Source organism: Undibacterium paludis (genome assembly GCF_022568815.1).
Taxonomy (GTDB): Bacteria; Pseudomonadota; Gammaproteobacteria; order Burkholderiales; family Burkholderiaceae_D; genus Undibacterium.
In genome coordinates this window covers 61,783-77,422 of record NZ_JAKZHX010000021.1, presented here as the reverse complement: position 1 = coordinate 77,422, position 15,640 = coordinate 61,783, and the positions used below count along the sequence as shown (strand labels likewise).

Sequence of the window (15,640 nt, the reverse complement as noted above, 5' to 3'; positions counted from 1 at the left end):
CGCGTGCTTTTAGCGGGAATCCATCGTTGATCAACTGCGCAGGCAGTAAGACGGATAAGGCTGATCAAACATGGATACCCGCCTGCGCGGGTATGACGAATTGGATGGGGTTTCTTCAAATTACCAGTAACTGTCAGGCGAGCAGGCGTTGTGGCAATGTGATGTCGTCTGTCGTACTGTCTAAGTGTTTAAGATTCAGCCCACATGAAGGACGTATTCAATGACATCACTATTTACCAGATACGGCAAGTCAATGCGGTTACTGTTCTGCTTCCCGCTTGTTGTCCTATTTTTTTCGACATGCAGCACTGCCCAGGCGCAGACTGCACAGACGATGGATGAGGCAGCAATTGCCGCAAGCGGTTTCTTTGCCAGCGTCAGCGCCCGTGATGCTGCCCGGCTCAATACTTATCTGCAACCAGAAGGTTTCACGGAATTCATGCCGGAATCTGGCAAGTTATTGAAGCTTGATGCAAAGGCTTTTGCCAAGCTGTTTGCATCGCCCCTGTTGATAGACTTGCGCCTGGCCGATGTACAGGTGCAGCATGTCGGTGATACGGCTATTGTCACCGGGACGCGGCTCGGTTACATCAGCAAACCAGACCTGACGCCACAGGACAGCAAGCTCGCGGTATCGATGATATGGTCACGGCAATCCGGCGGCTGGAAGCTGCATCACATTCATTTGTCTGTGCCTGGCCCGCAATAAACGGCATCACGAGCAAGCGGGCATTACATCTGCCGGAACAGATGCAGGTAGCTGCGGCTGACCGGCAGTATCTCGCTCCTGCCACGCAGGCGCAGTTCTGCTGTTTCATTCAGGCCGCGCGTTACTTCTTCGACATAGTGCAGGTTGACCATGGCAGAACGGTGGATTTGCACAAAGCGTTCGGGGTCCAGCTCATCACACAGTTCGCGTATGCTTTTGCGTATCAGCGCTTCACCGCCATCCCACACCACCAGTGTGTATTTTTCATCTGAGCGCATGAAGGCAATCTGCTCTACCGGTATCAACCGTATGCTGTTGCCGACGGAGGCGCGTATCCATTGCAGCCAGGGGCGTGCCGGTTTTTGCTGGCGCATATCGTTTGCCATGCGGTCGAGCAGGGCTTCCAATCCTGCGCTCTGTTCGTCATTGTGCTGCAGTTTCTGTTGCAGGCGCTGTATCGTGTCAGCCAGCCTGGCTTCATTGACGGGTTTGACCAGGTAATCGACAGCGCCCTGTTCAAATGCCTGCACGGCATATTGTTCATAGGCGGTGAAGAACACAATGTGTGCCCGCCTGGCGATGGAGCGCGCTGCCTCTATGCCGTTGAGGCCGGGCATGTGCACATCAAGAAAAATGATGTCTGGCTGGTGCACATCAAACAGCTCCACGGCTTCACGACCATTACGTGCTTCTGCAACGATCTCAAGTGTTGGCCACAGGCGTAACAGGTGTGAGCGCAAGTGTTCACGCAGCAGAGGTTCATCATCGGCAATGATGGCGGTGATTGCTTTATTCATGGTTTTTATCGGGATGAAATTGCAGTTCCACACGCAGGCCGTGTCCTGCCTGTTCGCTGAGCTCATGCAGGTCAAGCCGGGCATCTGCACCAAAACAGGCTTGCAGCCTTGCGCGTACATTGGTCAGGCCGGTGCCCGGCTGGGCCGTTTCCGCCATGCCGACACCACTGTCTGCCACCCACAGACTGACCATGCCGCTGGCTTTGTCCTCTTTGCCGCCGACTTCTATGCTGCCGCCTTCGGTACTTGGGTCTATGCCGTGTTTGACGGCGTTTTCCACCAGCGTCAGCAGGGTCATGGCAGGGAAGCGCAATGTCAGCAATTCTGGCTGTACGTCGACGGTATAGCGCAGGCGGTCAGGCATGCGCATGTGCATCAGCGCCAGGTAAGAGCGCACCAGGTCCAGCTCAGTCGCCAGCGTGGCGTCGGCATCATGCAGGCGCGGCATGGCGGCGCGCAGATAGGCGATCAGGTGGCGCAGCACGGGGGCGGCATTGTCTGACTTTGATTCAACCAGCACCTGCACATTGGCCAGGGTATTGAACAGAAAGTGCGGCTCTATCTGCGCCTGCAACAGGCGCAGTCGGGCATCGACCACTTCTTTTTCCAGCGCCTGTTTTTCCAGTTCAAGCTGTAATTGATCGGCCCTGGCTTTTTGCTTGCGTTCACGCGACATGGCAACCAGGGCGATGATGGGGCCAAATATCAGTGCGAGCAGGGTGCTGGTGGCGAGGCCGGACAGCATGTTGTTGGCATTCACCAGCCGCATGAAGCCACCGGCATTGACGATATAGGCAATCAGGCTGGCAAACGGAGCCAGCAGGGCCAGGGTCAGCAATTGCGCCAGCCAGCGCGGCACCCAGCGCAATTGCCAGCTGCCGGCCAGAGAATAGGCAAACAGCATCACCATGGAAATGAAAACCGTACGCCCCCAGACGATCAGAAAGGGTGAATTGAAGATGGGGGTAAACAATTTGCCCAGCACCAGACTGATGAGCAGCACAATCACGACCTGACGCCCACTGGGCAGGGGAGAACGCCGAGGTATCGGTGGCACTGCAGGTGACGGCGGTGAAGGTGGTTTCAGGCTTTTCATGCGCTAAAGATAGCGGCTGGCAAACAATCCGGCAAGCGCAGTAGCGGAAACCTGCGACGGACGACGGTTTTCAGGTATCGAACAGACTGTCGCTTTGCAGGCTGGATATCTGTTCCTTCGTGCTGGCCATGATGACACCAATGTCCGCAATAGTGCTGCTATCGCGGACATCATTGTTTTGTAATGACTGAGCGCCTTTTGTGAGTTCCCGTTGATGCCCTAATAAGTCGCCGGTGCAGACGCTGGCGTTGCCAGTGGCTTGTCCTTGTCAACGACATAGACGCCAACCAGCTTGATCGGGACCGCGCCATGGTTTTTTGCGCTGTGGACGACACCGGCGGGTATCACAAATCCTTCACCAGCCTTGACTTTGCGTGGCGGCTGGTTGGCGACCAGTAATTCGGCCTCGCCTTCCTGGATATAGCTGATTTCATCGCCAAAATGGGTGTGCCAGCCGACGGTGGCGCCAGCGGCTATTTCTACCTTGGCGATGATGTCTTCCTTGCCCGGCACTGTTGAATCTGCCTTGGTGACGATGGTGCGTGTAATGCCTGGGCTTTGCGCCATCAGGGCTGCACTGAACAATAGAGCGCCAACAGCGGTGAGCCTGATGGCCAGGTGTTTTCTGGATGTGAGCAAGATAAGTCTCCCTGATGGTTGTGTGAAGAACAGGTACGCATGGTCTGAGTACCTGTCTAAGAACCTGTTGACGATCTTACTGCGCGTGCGTGATCGAGGCTCATGTGCTGCTCAACATGCTCATGTACTCAAGTACATTCCGCTTTTTGCGCTGCTCTTTTGTTACCCTTACCCCGCTGACGCACGCTCGCTACAGATCGTCAACAGGTTCTAAGTTAGCACAAAGTCAAGGAGTTGGCACGTCTGCCTGGTTCATTCAGGCATCGGCTGTTTTTGCCAATCCGTCCGGTGCACTTGTGTTCTCTGCTTCCTTGCCATGATTGGCACTGTCACCGTATGAAACAAAGCGGGTCAGAATCAGCACTGGGACGGCGCTCAGCAATACCCAGATAAAGAAATTCTTGTAACCCAGTGCAAGTTGTATGTCACCGCTGAAAGTTTTGAAGAATACAAAGCCCAGTTGCATGACGCCTGTGCCCAGTGCATAGTGGGCGGTCTGGTATTTGCCCGGTGCAACGACCTGCATGATGAACAGGATCAGGCCGACAAAACCAAAACCATAACCAAACATTTCAAAAGCCAGTGCTGCCGTAATCACTGCCATGTTCTCTGGCAGGCTGGTGCTGAGGAAAAAGAAAGCCAGGTTAGGCGTATTCATCGCCACGATCAGCCAGGGCAGGGCGCGCTTCAAGCCCAGCCATGAGGCGAAATAACCGCCCAGTATGCTGCCACCCAGAAAGGCAATGGTGCCTGCCGTACCGTAAGCAATGCCAACCTGGTCTGTTGTCAGGCCCAGTCCGCCCAGGGCTCTTGCCTCACGCAGGAATAGCGGGCCTATGGTCTGGATTTGCCCTTCGGCGGCGCGGAACAGGATGATGAAGACGATGGCCAGCCAGATGCCGGGCTTTTTGAAGAACTCGATGATCACATCCTGCAAGGTGACGAAGATACTGTGTACCGATGCCTTCGATTTTGTCGCTTTTGTACCTGGCAGTGACCAGCTGTTATACAGTCCCAGGCTGAACAGCAAGATACCCATGATGGCAAAGATGATGGTCCAGGCCTGCGCCGGCGCCAGGGTTTTTTCAAGATAACCGGCAAGATAGACCAAACCGCCCAGTGTCAGGAATTTTGCTCCGTTGAAGAAAGCACCTTGCCAGCCGGCATAGCTGGCCTGCTGCTTGTTACTGAGGCTGGCCATATACAGGCCGTCAGCGGCAATGTCGTGCGTGGCAGAGGCAATGGCCACCACACCAAGCAGGGCAATACTGATGGTGAAATAAGCGGGTAATTGCAGCGACAGCGCCACCATGCCCAGCGACACACCGCCTACCAGTTGGAAGATCACGACCAGGGTCTTCTTGCTGCCTGCTGCCTCCAGGAATGGGCTCCATAAAGACTTGAACACCCAGGCCAGGCCGATCAGACCAGTCCAGTGGGCGATCTGGTCATTTTGCACACCCATGCTTTTATACATCAGACCGGCGATCAGGGCGACTGCATAAAACGGCAGGCCCGATGCCAGGTAGAGGCTGGGTACCCAGCGCATGGGATGGGGTGTCTTTGGATTCTCTGTGCTCATGGATGTGTCTCTGCTCGATTTGTTTTTACTTGTGGCTGGTTGGGCTGACTTTATTTGCCGGGTCCGCAAGGGAAACATACTAGTCACAAAAAAACTGGTCAACTGGTTTTATGTTTATAATGCCACTTAAGTGCCACTATGAGGTGATTTTATCTGGATTGCTCAGGACAAGCATCTGATTTACTGGATTTTTTCAAGTAACTCTATACATACAGTTTCACAAGGTGATCAAGGGGCAGGCCAGTGGCAGATTTAATACCACTTTGTTTTATTTGAGCACTGGTATTATGGCTCCCCTTTCACTTGTCCTGGCTTTTCAACGAGGCAGACTGGTCGGGCGGGCAGGAATTGGTATTCCTGTACTGGTCTCAGGGCAGATGCTGACGAAAACTGTATGCCCTTGACGGGACTGGTCTGGCAAGTATTGAGGTGTTGTCTCTGAAATCTGAAACGAATTGATTTTTTTTGAAGCGATCGGTTATAGTTGACAGATTGCCAAATCCAATCATCAGGACTTACACAAAATTGTCCCAGACGGTTTTTGCGTGGCCATGCATAGATCACAATGAGCGCAATGACCGCAATTGGCACAATACATCCCAAACCGTCATTCCCGCCTGCTTTTAGCGGGAATCCATCGTTGATCAACCGCGCAGACAGTAAGACGGGCGAAGCTGATCAAACATGGATACCCGCCTGCGCGGGTATGACGAAGTGGAAAGTACGGTCAACTGCAAGCTTGATGGCGGTTTTGCGTAAGTCCTAATCATTTCAGGTTTTGTGCAGACTTTTTTATTTCAGGAGAGTTCATGTTTGATCACGTCAAATTCGGCGTCAGTGATTTTGCTGCGAGCAAAGCTTTTTACCTTAAGGCTCTCGCACCGATCGGTATAAGTATTGCAGGGGAGGGTGTGCCGACCTATGGCATTGAGCTTGTCACCAGTGCCAACGGTTCATTGTGCCTGTTCCAGACGGACGAAAAACCCGCGCACCTTCACATAGCGTTCGTGGCTGAAAGTCGTCAGCAGGTTGACGACTTCCATCGTGCAGCACTGGAGGCGGGCGGCAAGGACAATGGCGCACCCGGCCTGCGCCCACAATACAGCGGCAATTACTATGCTGCGTTTGTTATTGGCCCGGACGGGCATAATATCGAGATGGTGTACCACGAGCCTGAAGCCTGAAGCCTGATTTCTGACTTCTGGGCAGGCCTTGGTCGGAGACAGGCACATGGCCCTGTCATAAAAGAAGCCGACGGTACAAAAAAAATCAGGCTGCAATGTATCGCAGCCTGCCAGTAGGAGATCTTTAGGGGAGCTGTACAGCGCGTCCCGAAACCCGTCAGTTCCTGTCGTTTTGCGTCTTACATCATCAGGGCTGTCGCCAGGGTGTCGATCTGTTCTTCCTGCTCGTCCATGATGATCTGGAAGTTGCTGTCTTCAAAATCAAAATTCAGACGGCGGGCAAACTGTGTCGTATATTCCCTGTCCATGTCATGCAGCGGCGACAGTACAGGGGCGATGTCGTTGGCCAGTATCAGGGTGTCGCCCAGGGTTTCTGGCGGGAAGGCGCATACGCCATGCCACATTGCCTCGACGGCATTCATCACTGACTCAGGGATGTTCAACTGGCGCATGATGCCGCGGCCTATCATGCGTTCACCGTATTCGATCCAGATTTCTGGCTCGCCATCGAGCAGGCCAGGGAATTCTTCAGCGCGCGAAATCAGGTAGAAGCCACCGATCTCATGCACGATGCCGGCAAACATCGCCGTTTCAGGATCAACCCGCGTAACCTGCTTGGCGATCACCTGCGCCAGCGATGATACATGGGCAGAGTGTTCCCACAATTTATCGGCTTTGTGCTTGAGTACCGGGTCTGTGACCTTGCTGTTGAGCTGACGCACGATCACTGCGGCCAGCATGGCCTTGAGGGTGCGAAAGCCCAGACGGTTGACTGCCAGTCTGACATGAGTGACTTCGCTTGAAGAGCGGCGATAGGCGGCAGAGTTGGCAATCGCGACCGTGCGGGCTGACAACAGAGGGTCGGCCATGATCAGCTTGGCGGCAGTGTCGATATGGCAGTCAGGGTCATCAAGCATGCGTTGCAGCCTTAACGAGGCTTCAACATTGGTGGGGAACACGATATCCCCGCGATTGACTTCTGCAGCAATGCTTTTAAAAATTTCTAGCCTGTCCATGACTTCCTCCCGATGATCATTGAGCAATTCCTCCACTAATTAGCCCGTTCCGGTACTCAGAAACATCAAAGGTTATCATGAGGAACTATCTGTTACCTGCATGATAGTCAAAAAATTCTCGAAAGCAACTTTTTATTTAACTTTTTTTTGCAATCGTAGTGGCCTGGGCGATAGCTTACTTATCAAGCGATTAATTGATGAATAGTTGATCAATGAATTTCTTGAACAATTGACAGCAGCATGCACTGATTGTTTGAAATTGTACGGGAAATCTGCCGTATTGCCTTCAGGAAAAGTGTTCGCCATTTCACCCGCCGGCATGCTATGCCTGGCTCCAGCTACCTTAATCAGGTGGGTAATTGACCAGTATGTTCAACACGGTAAACAGGGACGGGAAGTCATCTCTCTGCACCCTGACATGATATGTCCCGATTCTGGCTGGCGCAGTGTAATTGCCCTGCTGGGTGATGCTGCCACCATCTGACTCGACGACGGACCAGCTCACAGGCTGGCGTATGGTCAAGGCAGTGGGGGAGTAGCTGGTTTGCACTTTCAGGCCGACACTCTCGCCGGGCATGACCCTGACGGTATTGTTTTCAACGCCCAGCGTCGGTACAAAATCGAGTTTTTGCGCATCAATGACCACCAGGCTGCCAGAAGTCAGCGCTGGATAATCTTCACGCTGGGCAATCACATGGTAAATGCCTGGCTTGGCCGGGGCCGTGTACTCGCCATTGATACTGATGCTGCCTGCATCAGCCTCTTGCACTGACCATCTGACCGGTTGCCGGAAGTAATCGACGTTGGGCGGATAATTGATGTTGGCCGTAAAACCGTATTTCGCATTCGGTGGCAACATCACCGCAGCAGGTGCAGCCACGATGTAAGGGGAGGTCGTCCAGATGCCGGGGCCGGCGCAAGGCTGGGGCAAGCCACTGTCGCCATAGTACAGGCAGCCTGGCTGGCCAAATACCAGGATATCTGCCGAGGTTTTGGTCTTCGCCAGCATGCTCAGCATGGTGTCATACATGCTGCCGTACAGGCTGGCCCTGATAGAGTCGAGCAATCTATCCTGGGCATCACCACTGGTGGGATTGCTGACGGTCGCCGCCTTCAGTGGGGTGCTATAGAAGTCCCCGAGCGGGCTGGTGTCGAGCATGCCACTGAGCGCCTTGCTGATGTCGGCCTGTGCAGTCTTGATATTGTCAGCGGTCACAGCCTTGGCGATGGCGTCGAAATCAGGATTAGCAAACACGGTTTTCATCGATGCGCGCATCAGCCTGGTCGACAGCATTTCTGTCAGCGAAGTCAGGTTGATGACGCCGCCATTGACGGATATGGCATGCAAGGTCTTGCTGTCAATGGTATTGCTGACTTCGAGCACGCAAGGCAACGAGCTGCCTGCTGTCATGGTGATGTCGAATGTACCGTCACTGCCAGTCTTGCCCGTCCCCGTGCCATTGCGGCATTTGGCGTTGACCGTGGCCCCTGCGATGGCAAGACCGGCCGCAGCTGTCCCATGCAGGTTCAGGCTGGTTGTTTGCGGGCTGACTGTGACAACAGGGTCGCCGGAACCACCTCCGCCACAGGCGGCCAGTAGTGCCGCGAGCAGGCAAGCAGTGAGAAGATGTAGTGAACGGTGATGATATAGCTGTTTCAATTCTTGGCTCGCCAGTTTTATGATGTTTTATCATCATAGAAGCTGGCGACCAAAAATTCTTGTTGAAAGGTATGCAAATTGTCATTGATTTGTATTCGCTCCTGCCCTGATGTGCTTGCAGTACCGCAAATACTGCATCGGGGGAACGGTTTTACCGGTCAGTATGCCGTTCTATATAAACGGCATTGACGGTTTCACTCCTGGTCCTGGTTTGGCCCTGAATCGCACCGGGGGAAAATAGCGCCAGGAAAAGCCGGATCAGTACAAAGGCGACAAACAGCGTGACCAGCAAAGGAATGATGCTGATCAGCAAGGCTATCGCGATACAGATCATCAATATTTTTGGCAAAGGTGTGCGCAGCAGGCGCACGCCCACTTTTTGCCCGACCTGGCGAAATTCCTGTGCGACCTGCCTGAAGACTGAGTACAGATACTGACTGATGCTGCTTTTCATGCTTGACTCCTGATATTGATGCTTGCTCATATGAAGCGGTGTTGTCATTATCGGCAGGCGCATCAAAATAGTCTACGGTAATTTCAGGGCAATATTGCCGATGGCTGTATCAGGGGGAGGGGGCGTTGACAGAGACGCTGGCTGTCTGTTTGATGTTTTGCCTCAGTGCACCAATTGCGATGCATAAAATCGCAATGACTCAGCAAATTTCATGCAGCTTCTGCTATTGCGTGACTCTGCAATTTTATGTCTGTCCATCTCTTCCAGCTTTTTCCAGACCAAGGCGATGACGTCTGGTAGTTCATCCCTGGGTACGCCTTTTGTTTGCATGAAATGTTGCTCCAGCGTTGCAACGGAGCGAGAAAGTACGCCAGCATGTTGGGTTTGCCAGTTCCTTTGCTGCCGGATGGCCTGGATATGGAGCTTGTTTTCGCAATACTCGCTTTCACTTTTTGCCGATTGAAAAAACATCAGGTTTCGATAGGCGTCCTGTTCCGTCATTGCATGCACACTGCTGTTGACGCCAGTAATAATCAGCAAGGCTAGCGCTGGTTTTATGTAGGGATTCATTTTTCCAGACAAGGCAAGGTTGAGTCGGGCCTTTATTATCTGAATGCGGAGAGCATAAATCCACGGTAATCCTCAAATCACATTACCGCTGCAAGAGCGGCCAATGACAAGGGGGGCGGGTACAACAGAGGATAAGAAAATGGCCAGGCAGGTTTTTTCAAACCTGCCTGGCCATGCATTGATATCCAATGAGAGAATCAATCTAAGAAGCAGTCAAAGAAGTAGTCTAAGAAGCAGTCTAAGATCAATCAGATCATCTGGCCTTGCCCAGATGCTGGAGGAAGAAGGCTTCATACTTCTTATGCCAGGCATTGGGCTTGACTGCGCCGCCCAGCGCATGCTCACCGTCCGGGTCAAGGAACAGGTCAACCAGCGGGGCCTTGCCGTTTTCCAGCAGGGCGCGGTAGACATTCACCGTGTCCTGGTAAAGCACGTTCGGGTCCTGCATGCCGTGTACCAGCAGCAGTGGTTTCTTCAGACCGGCAGTCAAAGGCAGCAGTGAATACTTGCGCAGGTTGGGTTTGCTGCGCTCAGTCTTGCCTATGGTGCGGCCGCTATACCAGCTATTGTAGTTTTCCCACTCTGTCGGGCCGGCGCCAGCGATGCCGGCAGCGAATGTGTCAGGGCTGGTGTACATCGTGTACTGGGTCTGGAAACCGCCAAAACTCCAGCCTGTCAGGCCGATGCGCTTGCCATCGACGCCAAAATTCTTTTGCATGTACTTGACCAGGTCTTCCAGGTCTTCGGTCTGTGGTTTGCCTGCCTGTTCCCAGTTGGCATCACTGAACTTGCGGCCATAATTGGAGTGGCCGCGCGGGTCCACCGCCACCGTCACATAGCCATGTTTGGCGGCCATATACATGCCGAACATATAAGCGGTTTGCTGGAAGCTGTCAGTCTCGACGATATGCCGGTCATTCAAGGGGCCGCCATAGGTGTAGACAATCGCAGGGCGATGGTCGGAAGAACTGAGGCCGGCTGGCTTGAACACATAAGCCTGGATTTTATCGCCATGACGATTGGTGTAGCTGAATCGCTCCGGTCTTTGCAGGTCGATGGCATTCCATTGCGGATCATGGCTTTGCGTCAGCGTACTTGACTTGGCTTTGCTGACATCGATCAGCTTCAGTTCCGGGCGGCTGGACCATTGACCGGCCATGCTGGCCACCTTGTCGCCATTTTCCGTCACGGCGCTGGCGCGGTGGAAGTCACCAGTCTGGCCGACTGCCTTCATGTCACCACTGGCAAGATCGACCTTGTAGACATTCATCGCCGCAAAATCATCCTTGTTGGCGAGCACGAACATGGACTTGCTGTCTTCACTGAAGTCGATGATCTGATGCGCCTCAAAATCACCTTTCAGTATCTGCTTTGCGCTGCCATTGCTGACGTCGATGATGTAGGGTTGGCGATAGCCGTGCTCGTCAAGCACAGCGATCAATTGCTGGCTGTCTGGTGTAAAGCGCGGCGCCAGCACATTGACCACTTCATGGCCGACGTTGCCGCGTCGTTCCAGTACCATCTGCGGCTTGACGCCTTCTTCAGCCTTGCCCACATAAATACGCAGCAAGTCTTTTTCACGTTCCCAGGTGGAGAAGGTATAACGGCTGCCGTCCTTGGCCCAGCTCACCGGGCTCATTTCAAACCAGACGTCGCCACCATCATTGGTAAAGACTGGCACAGGCTGGCGAGCGGATGCGTCCGCTACGCGGCGTATGTACAGCGCACTGGAAGGTACCTTGCGCTTGTCGTCAGATACTTCACGCGATACTTTTTTGGCTGTGGCAAAGCGCTCGCTATAGTTCATGATTTCAACCTGACGCTCGGACGGTGGCGCAGGCTTGCCGTTTTCCGGCTTGGCGTCCGGCGCCTCGGCAGAAATCGCCATCCATTGTTTGTCTTCGCTCAGTACGGTATTGGCGATGCGGTATTTTTTCTCGGCGTCGTCAGGGTGTATCAGCTCGCGGTTCAACTGGCGGACATTGCTCTTGTCAAAGCTGGCGCTGTACAGGCGTTTTTCATCCATGTAGATATAGCCATTGTCGTCAGCATGGTAAGCCACGATGCGTTCTGGCTTGTCTGTCTGTGTCAGGCGTTCTATCTTGCCATCGGCCATGCTCAGGCGGAACAGGTCGCCACGATACTGGAAAATCAGTTCATTCTTTTTATTGGCCCAGACCAGGGCATCGACGCCAGGGTAGAGATCACCGGGTTTGAGCTTTTCTTTCTCGTGTTTCTTTTTCAGCTCGTCACGCAGCTCCCAGATTTCCTTGGCCTTGTCGTCTTTTGCTTCTTTTTTTTCATCCTTCTTGTCACCATCTGCCTTGGCTACAACGGCTGCGCCGGTTTTGGCAGCTGCGGCTGCAGCTTTCTCTTTGGCGGCTTCGGCATCAGCCTCTGCTTTCTTCGCTGCATCCCTGGCTTTTTTAGCGGCAAGCTCCTGCTTCACTTCTTCCAGTGCCGCCTGCTCCCATTGCATCAGGTCGACCTTTTCGCCACGCAGGTAAGCAGCATGGGCTTCAGCCTTGGCCTGGCGTTCTGCTTCCTCCTTGTCTTTTTGCCTGGCTTTTTTATCAAACCTGTCCCAGTCTTCCGGGGCGTCATAGGTTCTCATCAGTGCAGGCGAGGTGATGCGTTTGGTTTCGCCGGTTTGCGTGTCATGTACATACAGGTCAGAACCGTTTTCCCCAAAAGGGTTCCAGGTATAGGCCAGGTAACGGCCATCCTTGCTGAACTGGATATGGCGTGCTGCCTGGCCTGCATATGTCTTGGCGCGGAACACCTGCTCCAGCGTCAGGTCCGCAGGCTTGATTTTGGCAACACTGCTGGTGGCTGCATAAGCGACTTCTTGTGGAAACAACAGGCTGGCCGCACCGCTGAACGCAAGTACGATGCTGACGCTGAGAATTTTCGGGGACATAAAAAGAAAACCTTGTTTATAGTTTAATTTGCAGGTGATATTGTGATCAAGAAGCTAAGCAATTGCCGACGTTAAGCATGTTTGGCGGGAATTAACTTAACTTGCATAGACAGATGGTGCGGAAAACAGTTCCATCGGACAAGGCGGTTTTGTAAATATTTTGTTTCCGGCTGGTGGCAGACTGAAATTTTATTCTCAGGAATTGGCAAAATTCACAATGAATCGGCATTGTAAATTCATGTCGGAATACGGTATTGTACGAAAATAGTCGTACCGCTATGCATGGCTAACCCGGGTACTGTAGTCCTGATGTTGACGGTAAGTCTTGCGAAAGAAGCATGCGAAATCTTTAATGCTAAATCGCATGCAATCTTGTTCAGTTATTACTGGTGTTGTCAGCGTTCAACCTGGCTGACCGTCTGCGCGTGCACGCAGATAGATAGGCAGCATCATGGCGACCCAGCAGGCCAGCAGGATCAGCCATGCGGTGGCGGAGACGGTGAGCAGGGAGGGGATGGAAAATACGCTGGCGGCGACGCGCAGCAGGGCGGCGAAGTGCAAGCCCAGGTAGAGCGTCCATAAATTGTTTGAGACCTGTAGCGGACGTCCGCTATGACCAAAGCTGACGCGGCTGACAAAGCCGACCAGCATGGTGCCCATGAAGCCCAGGCCCAGTGCATGTATCGCCGCGGAACCGGTGTCAATGCCAAGGGCGTTGGCCGCTTGCAAGGCGAATACCAGGGGCAGCCAGGCAAACGACAGGTGCAGCATGGCCAGCATGCGGTTTTCCAGACTGCGCAATACGCCCCAGCGCCAGGATGTGTAAATGAAGCTCAGGCTGAGCAGTGCCGCCGTCACGGCTGCTGCTACAGGCCATTCCAAGCAGGAAGCCAGTGCCAGCAACAGGCAGCCGCTCAGCCATGCTCCCAGCAGCGAATAGGGGCGCCATGCCTGGTAGGGCTTCAGCACATTGCTGCTGAAGAAAGGCAGCATGCGATGACAGACTGTCAGGAACACCGGCAGCAAAAATCCATAGAACGACACATGCCTGGCGACTGCCCAGGCGGCTGACTGGCCAAAACTCCATAGCAGGGTGGCGAGCAAGGCGAGCGCGCCGCCGCACATGGCCAGCAGCAATGCCTGCGGATGTTTTTTATCGCTCACCTTGCTGCGTTTTATTAGTATTCCCCAGCGCCAGGTGACGGCTGACCAGGCGCACAACATTAATGCGAAGCCCGAGCTGCGCAGGGCAGGCCAGCCTATGCCGGCTGCCAGCATGGCCAGTAGCAGGCCGCAAAAATAGGTCATGCCATGCAGCAGGAAGTAGTCATCTTCTGCCTCCACCGATAACCAGCGTGGTCCGGCCGTAAAGGTGAATCCCAGGATGAACATGGGGAACACCCCGAGTGGCATCAGCAAGGCATGCAGGGGAATGGTCAACGCATATGCGTGCTGCAATTGCAGCCACCACCAGGAGAACAGGATGAATACGGCCAGCGCACCCAGGAAGAAGTAGAGCCGGTGAGGAGCGGTGGCGAGGCGTTTCATGGTAGGTACTCCAGTCAACAAAGTTGGTCTTTCAAATCATCTGCCCAGTCAACCAGTGTTTTAGCGGAAGCCGCCTGACGGTGCAGTTTGTGCAAGCCAGCCCTGGGCAAGCTTGCTCAGCCATGCCGGGCGTTCGCTGGCATCTATCCAGTATTTCACGGCCACACCGAGTTCTGTGTCACCTTCCATGCGCAGGCGGCGGCGAAAGAACAGGGTGTCAGCATCTTCCACGCCAGAAGCCAGCTGGAAAAAATCAACCGCATTGGCTGCCAGGCTGACATCAGCTTGTATTGCCTGCTTGCCCGGTGAATTGACGGCACGGAATTTTCCCTGCACACATTGAAAGCACAGTGACAAACCCAGGTCGCTGACTCTGATGCTGAATACCTTGCCTTCCAGTGCTTCTGGCGCAACCAGCAAGGCATGTCTGCGCGCCAGTTCCAGCGCCAGCATCAGTGGCGTACTTGCCACTACATTGGGGATATGTTGCCCAAGAGTCTGGAACACAGTGGGGAAACGAAAATTTCTCAAATCCATATGACGCTCCGGTTTATTCGGTTGCTGACCATTGCATACCTGGTTTTGCCAGCCAGTAGCCGTTGCTGCGTTGCGCCTGTGCAGGCAAGAGACTGGCGTCCACCTGGGCCGCTGTGCCTGAAGTTCTTGCTGCATCGAAGCTGGCGACGATCTCACTCATGCCCTGCGATTGCGGTTGCAGGCGCAGGATGTCTACCTGCATCGCCGCCATTTCAGGCAAGTTAGGTCCCAGGTCCAGGCAGCCATGGCTTTGTGTCTGTATCCCGTTGATGTTCAGGAAATCTTTGCCGTCGCGTGTCGCCAGTGACAAACCGTCCGGATAGTTTTCGCAGCGGAATTCGCAACTGTCTTTGCGCAGGCGATGATGGCGTGCCGTGAAACAGCGTGAAGAAAATGCCAGTGCCATGCGTCCCCAGGCCTGGACCTCTGTCTGCATGGACGCACCTCGTTGCTGTTGCAGCATGGCCAGGTCATTTTTGCTCATCTCCAGCGGCGGCATATAGCGACAGGCCCCCAGTTCTGCCAGCCAGGCAAGTGTTCCTGCATGGTAGACGTTGAGGTGCGGGCCTGCCACGAACTGCTTGCCCTGCAATGCCCGCACAGCACTGTAGTCGTTTGCTTCGATCATGAAGCCATCTGCACTGGCCCGTTCTATCAGTCTGTGCATGGCGCGGCGGTCAGCTTCGCTGTCGATCAGTGTCAGTGTGGACAAAACGACCTGTTTGCCTGCATCACGCAATTCGCTGGCCAGCGCCAGCCAGTCATCCAGTTTCATCACATGACGGCGTGAGCAGGTGACTTCGCCCAGGTAGACGATGTCAACCGGCCATTGCATGGCATCGACATAGAAACGCAGGCAGTCTTCTTTGGACCAGTAATAGGCAAGTGGGGCGAGTGATAGTTGCAAGGTTGTTTGCTTGGCTGACAT

The 15,640-nt window shown here is 54.0% G+C and carries 14 protein-coding genes; 2 read left to right on the top strand and 12 right to left on the bottom strand.

Annotation, left to right across the window (positions count from 1 at the left end; all coding sequences use genetic code 11):
• The first annotated feature begins 334 nt into the window (after window positions 1-334).
• Complete coding sequence (locus LZ463_RS26905) at window positions 335-709, top strand: YybH family protein (RefSeq protein ID WP_241459406.1); 375 nt, start codon at window positions 335-337, stop codon at window positions 707-709.
• A 23-nt stretch (window positions 710-732) separates the two neighbouring features.
• Here LZ463_RS26905 and LZ463_RS26900 read toward each other — a convergent pair whose 3' ends face one another.
• The 4 genes from LZ463_RS26900 to LZ463_RS26885 form a co-directional block, all read right to left on the bottom strand.
• Complete coding sequence (locus LZ463_RS26900) at window positions 733-1,506, bottom strand: LytR/AlgR family response regulator transcription factor (protein ID WP_241459405.1); 774 nt, start codon at window positions 1,504-1,506, stop codon at window positions 733-735.
• A complete protein-coding gene (locus LZ463_RS26895) occupies window positions 1,499-2,602 on the bottom strand; it encodes a sensor histidine kinase (RefSeq protein ID WP_241459404.1) in 1,104 nt (367 codons plus the stop codon). Before LZ463_RS26895 ends, LZ463_RS26900 begins: the two co-directional genes overlap by 8 nt.
• Before the next feature lie 219 nt (window positions 2,603-2,821).
• Window positions 2,822-3,169, bottom strand: coding sequence for a cupin domain-containing protein (locus LZ463_RS26890; protein ID WP_241459422.1), 348 nt, complete (start codon window positions 3,167-3,169; stop codon window positions 2,822-2,824).
• 328 nt (window positions 3,170-3,497) lie between these two features.
• Window positions 3,498-4,823: an MFS transporter gene (locus LZ463_RS26885; RefSeq protein ID WP_241459403.1), complete on the bottom strand. Its 1,326-nt coding sequence runs from the start codon at window positions 4,821-4,823 to the stop codon at window positions 3,498-3,500.
• Window positions 4,824-5,632: 809 nt separating this feature from the next.
• On the opposite strand from LZ463_RS26885, the gene LZ463_RS26880 reads away from it, so the two are divergent.
• Window positions 5,633-6,007, top strand: coding sequence for a VOC family protein (locus LZ463_RS26880; RefSeq protein ID WP_241459402.1), 375 nt, complete (start codon window positions 5,633-5,635; stop codon window positions 6,005-6,007).
• Between the two features lie 179 nt (window positions 6,008-6,186).
• On the opposite strand, the gene LZ463_RS26875 is transcribed toward LZ463_RS26880, so the two are convergent.
• The 8 genes from LZ463_RS26875 to ubiV all read right to left on the bottom strand — a co-directional run bounded on the left by LZ463_RS26875 (window position 6,187) and on the right by ubiV (window position 15,640).
• Window positions 6,187-7,023 carry an HDOD domain-containing protein gene (locus LZ463_RS26875; RefSeq protein ID WP_241459401.1) on the bottom strand — a complete coding sequence of 279 codons (837 nt, stop codon included), beginning with the start codon at window positions 7,021-7,023 and terminating at the stop codon, window positions 6,187-6,189.
• Window positions 7,024-7,366: 343 nt separating this feature from the next.
• Complete coding sequence (locus LZ463_RS26870) at window positions 7,367-8,683, bottom strand: hypothetical protein (protein WP_241459400.1); 1,317 nt, start codon at window positions 8,681-8,683, stop codon at window positions 7,367-7,369.
• A gap of 151 nt (window positions 8,684-8,834) precedes the next feature.
• A complete protein-coding gene (locus LZ463_RS26865; RefSeq protein ID WP_241459399.1) occupies window positions 8,835-9,137 on the bottom strand; it encodes a hypothetical protein in 303 nt (100 codons plus the stop codon).
• A gap of 162 nt (window positions 9,138-9,299) precedes the next feature.
• Window positions 9,300-9,707 carry a hypothetical protein gene (locus LZ463_RS26860; RefSeq protein WP_241459398.1) on the bottom strand — a complete coding sequence of 136 codons (408 nt, stop codon included), beginning with the start codon at window positions 9,705-9,707 and terminating at the stop codon, window positions 9,300-9,302.
• A gap of 253 nt (window positions 9,708-9,960) precedes the next feature.
• Complete coding sequence (locus LZ463_RS26855; RefSeq protein WP_241459397.1) at window positions 9,961-12,627, bottom strand: S9 family peptidase; 2,667 nt, start codon at window positions 12,625-12,627, stop codon at window positions 9,961-9,963.
• Between the two features lie 402 nt (window positions 12,628-13,029).
• The gene (locus LZ463_RS26850) at window positions 13,030-14,175 is read right to left on the bottom strand and encodes an NnrS family protein (RefSeq protein ID WP_241459396.1); all 1,146 of its coding nucleotides are present in this window, start codon (window positions 14,173-14,175) and stop codon (window positions 13,030-13,032) included.
• A gap of 60 nt (window positions 14,176-14,235) precedes the next feature.
• Window positions 14,236-14,712 carry a ubiquinone anaerobic biosynthesis accessory factor UbiT gene (gene ubiT, locus LZ463_RS26845; RefSeq protein WP_241459395.1) on the bottom strand — a complete coding sequence of 159 codons (477 nt, stop codon included), beginning with the start codon at window positions 14,710-14,712 and terminating at the stop codon, window positions 14,236-14,238.
• A gap of 13 nt (window positions 14,713-14,725) precedes the next feature.
• Entirely contained in the window at window positions 14,726-15,640 is a 915-nt protein-coding gene (ubiV, locus tag LZ463_RS26840) for a ubiquinone anaerobic biosynthesis protein UbiV (RefSeq protein WP_241459394.1), read from the bottom strand.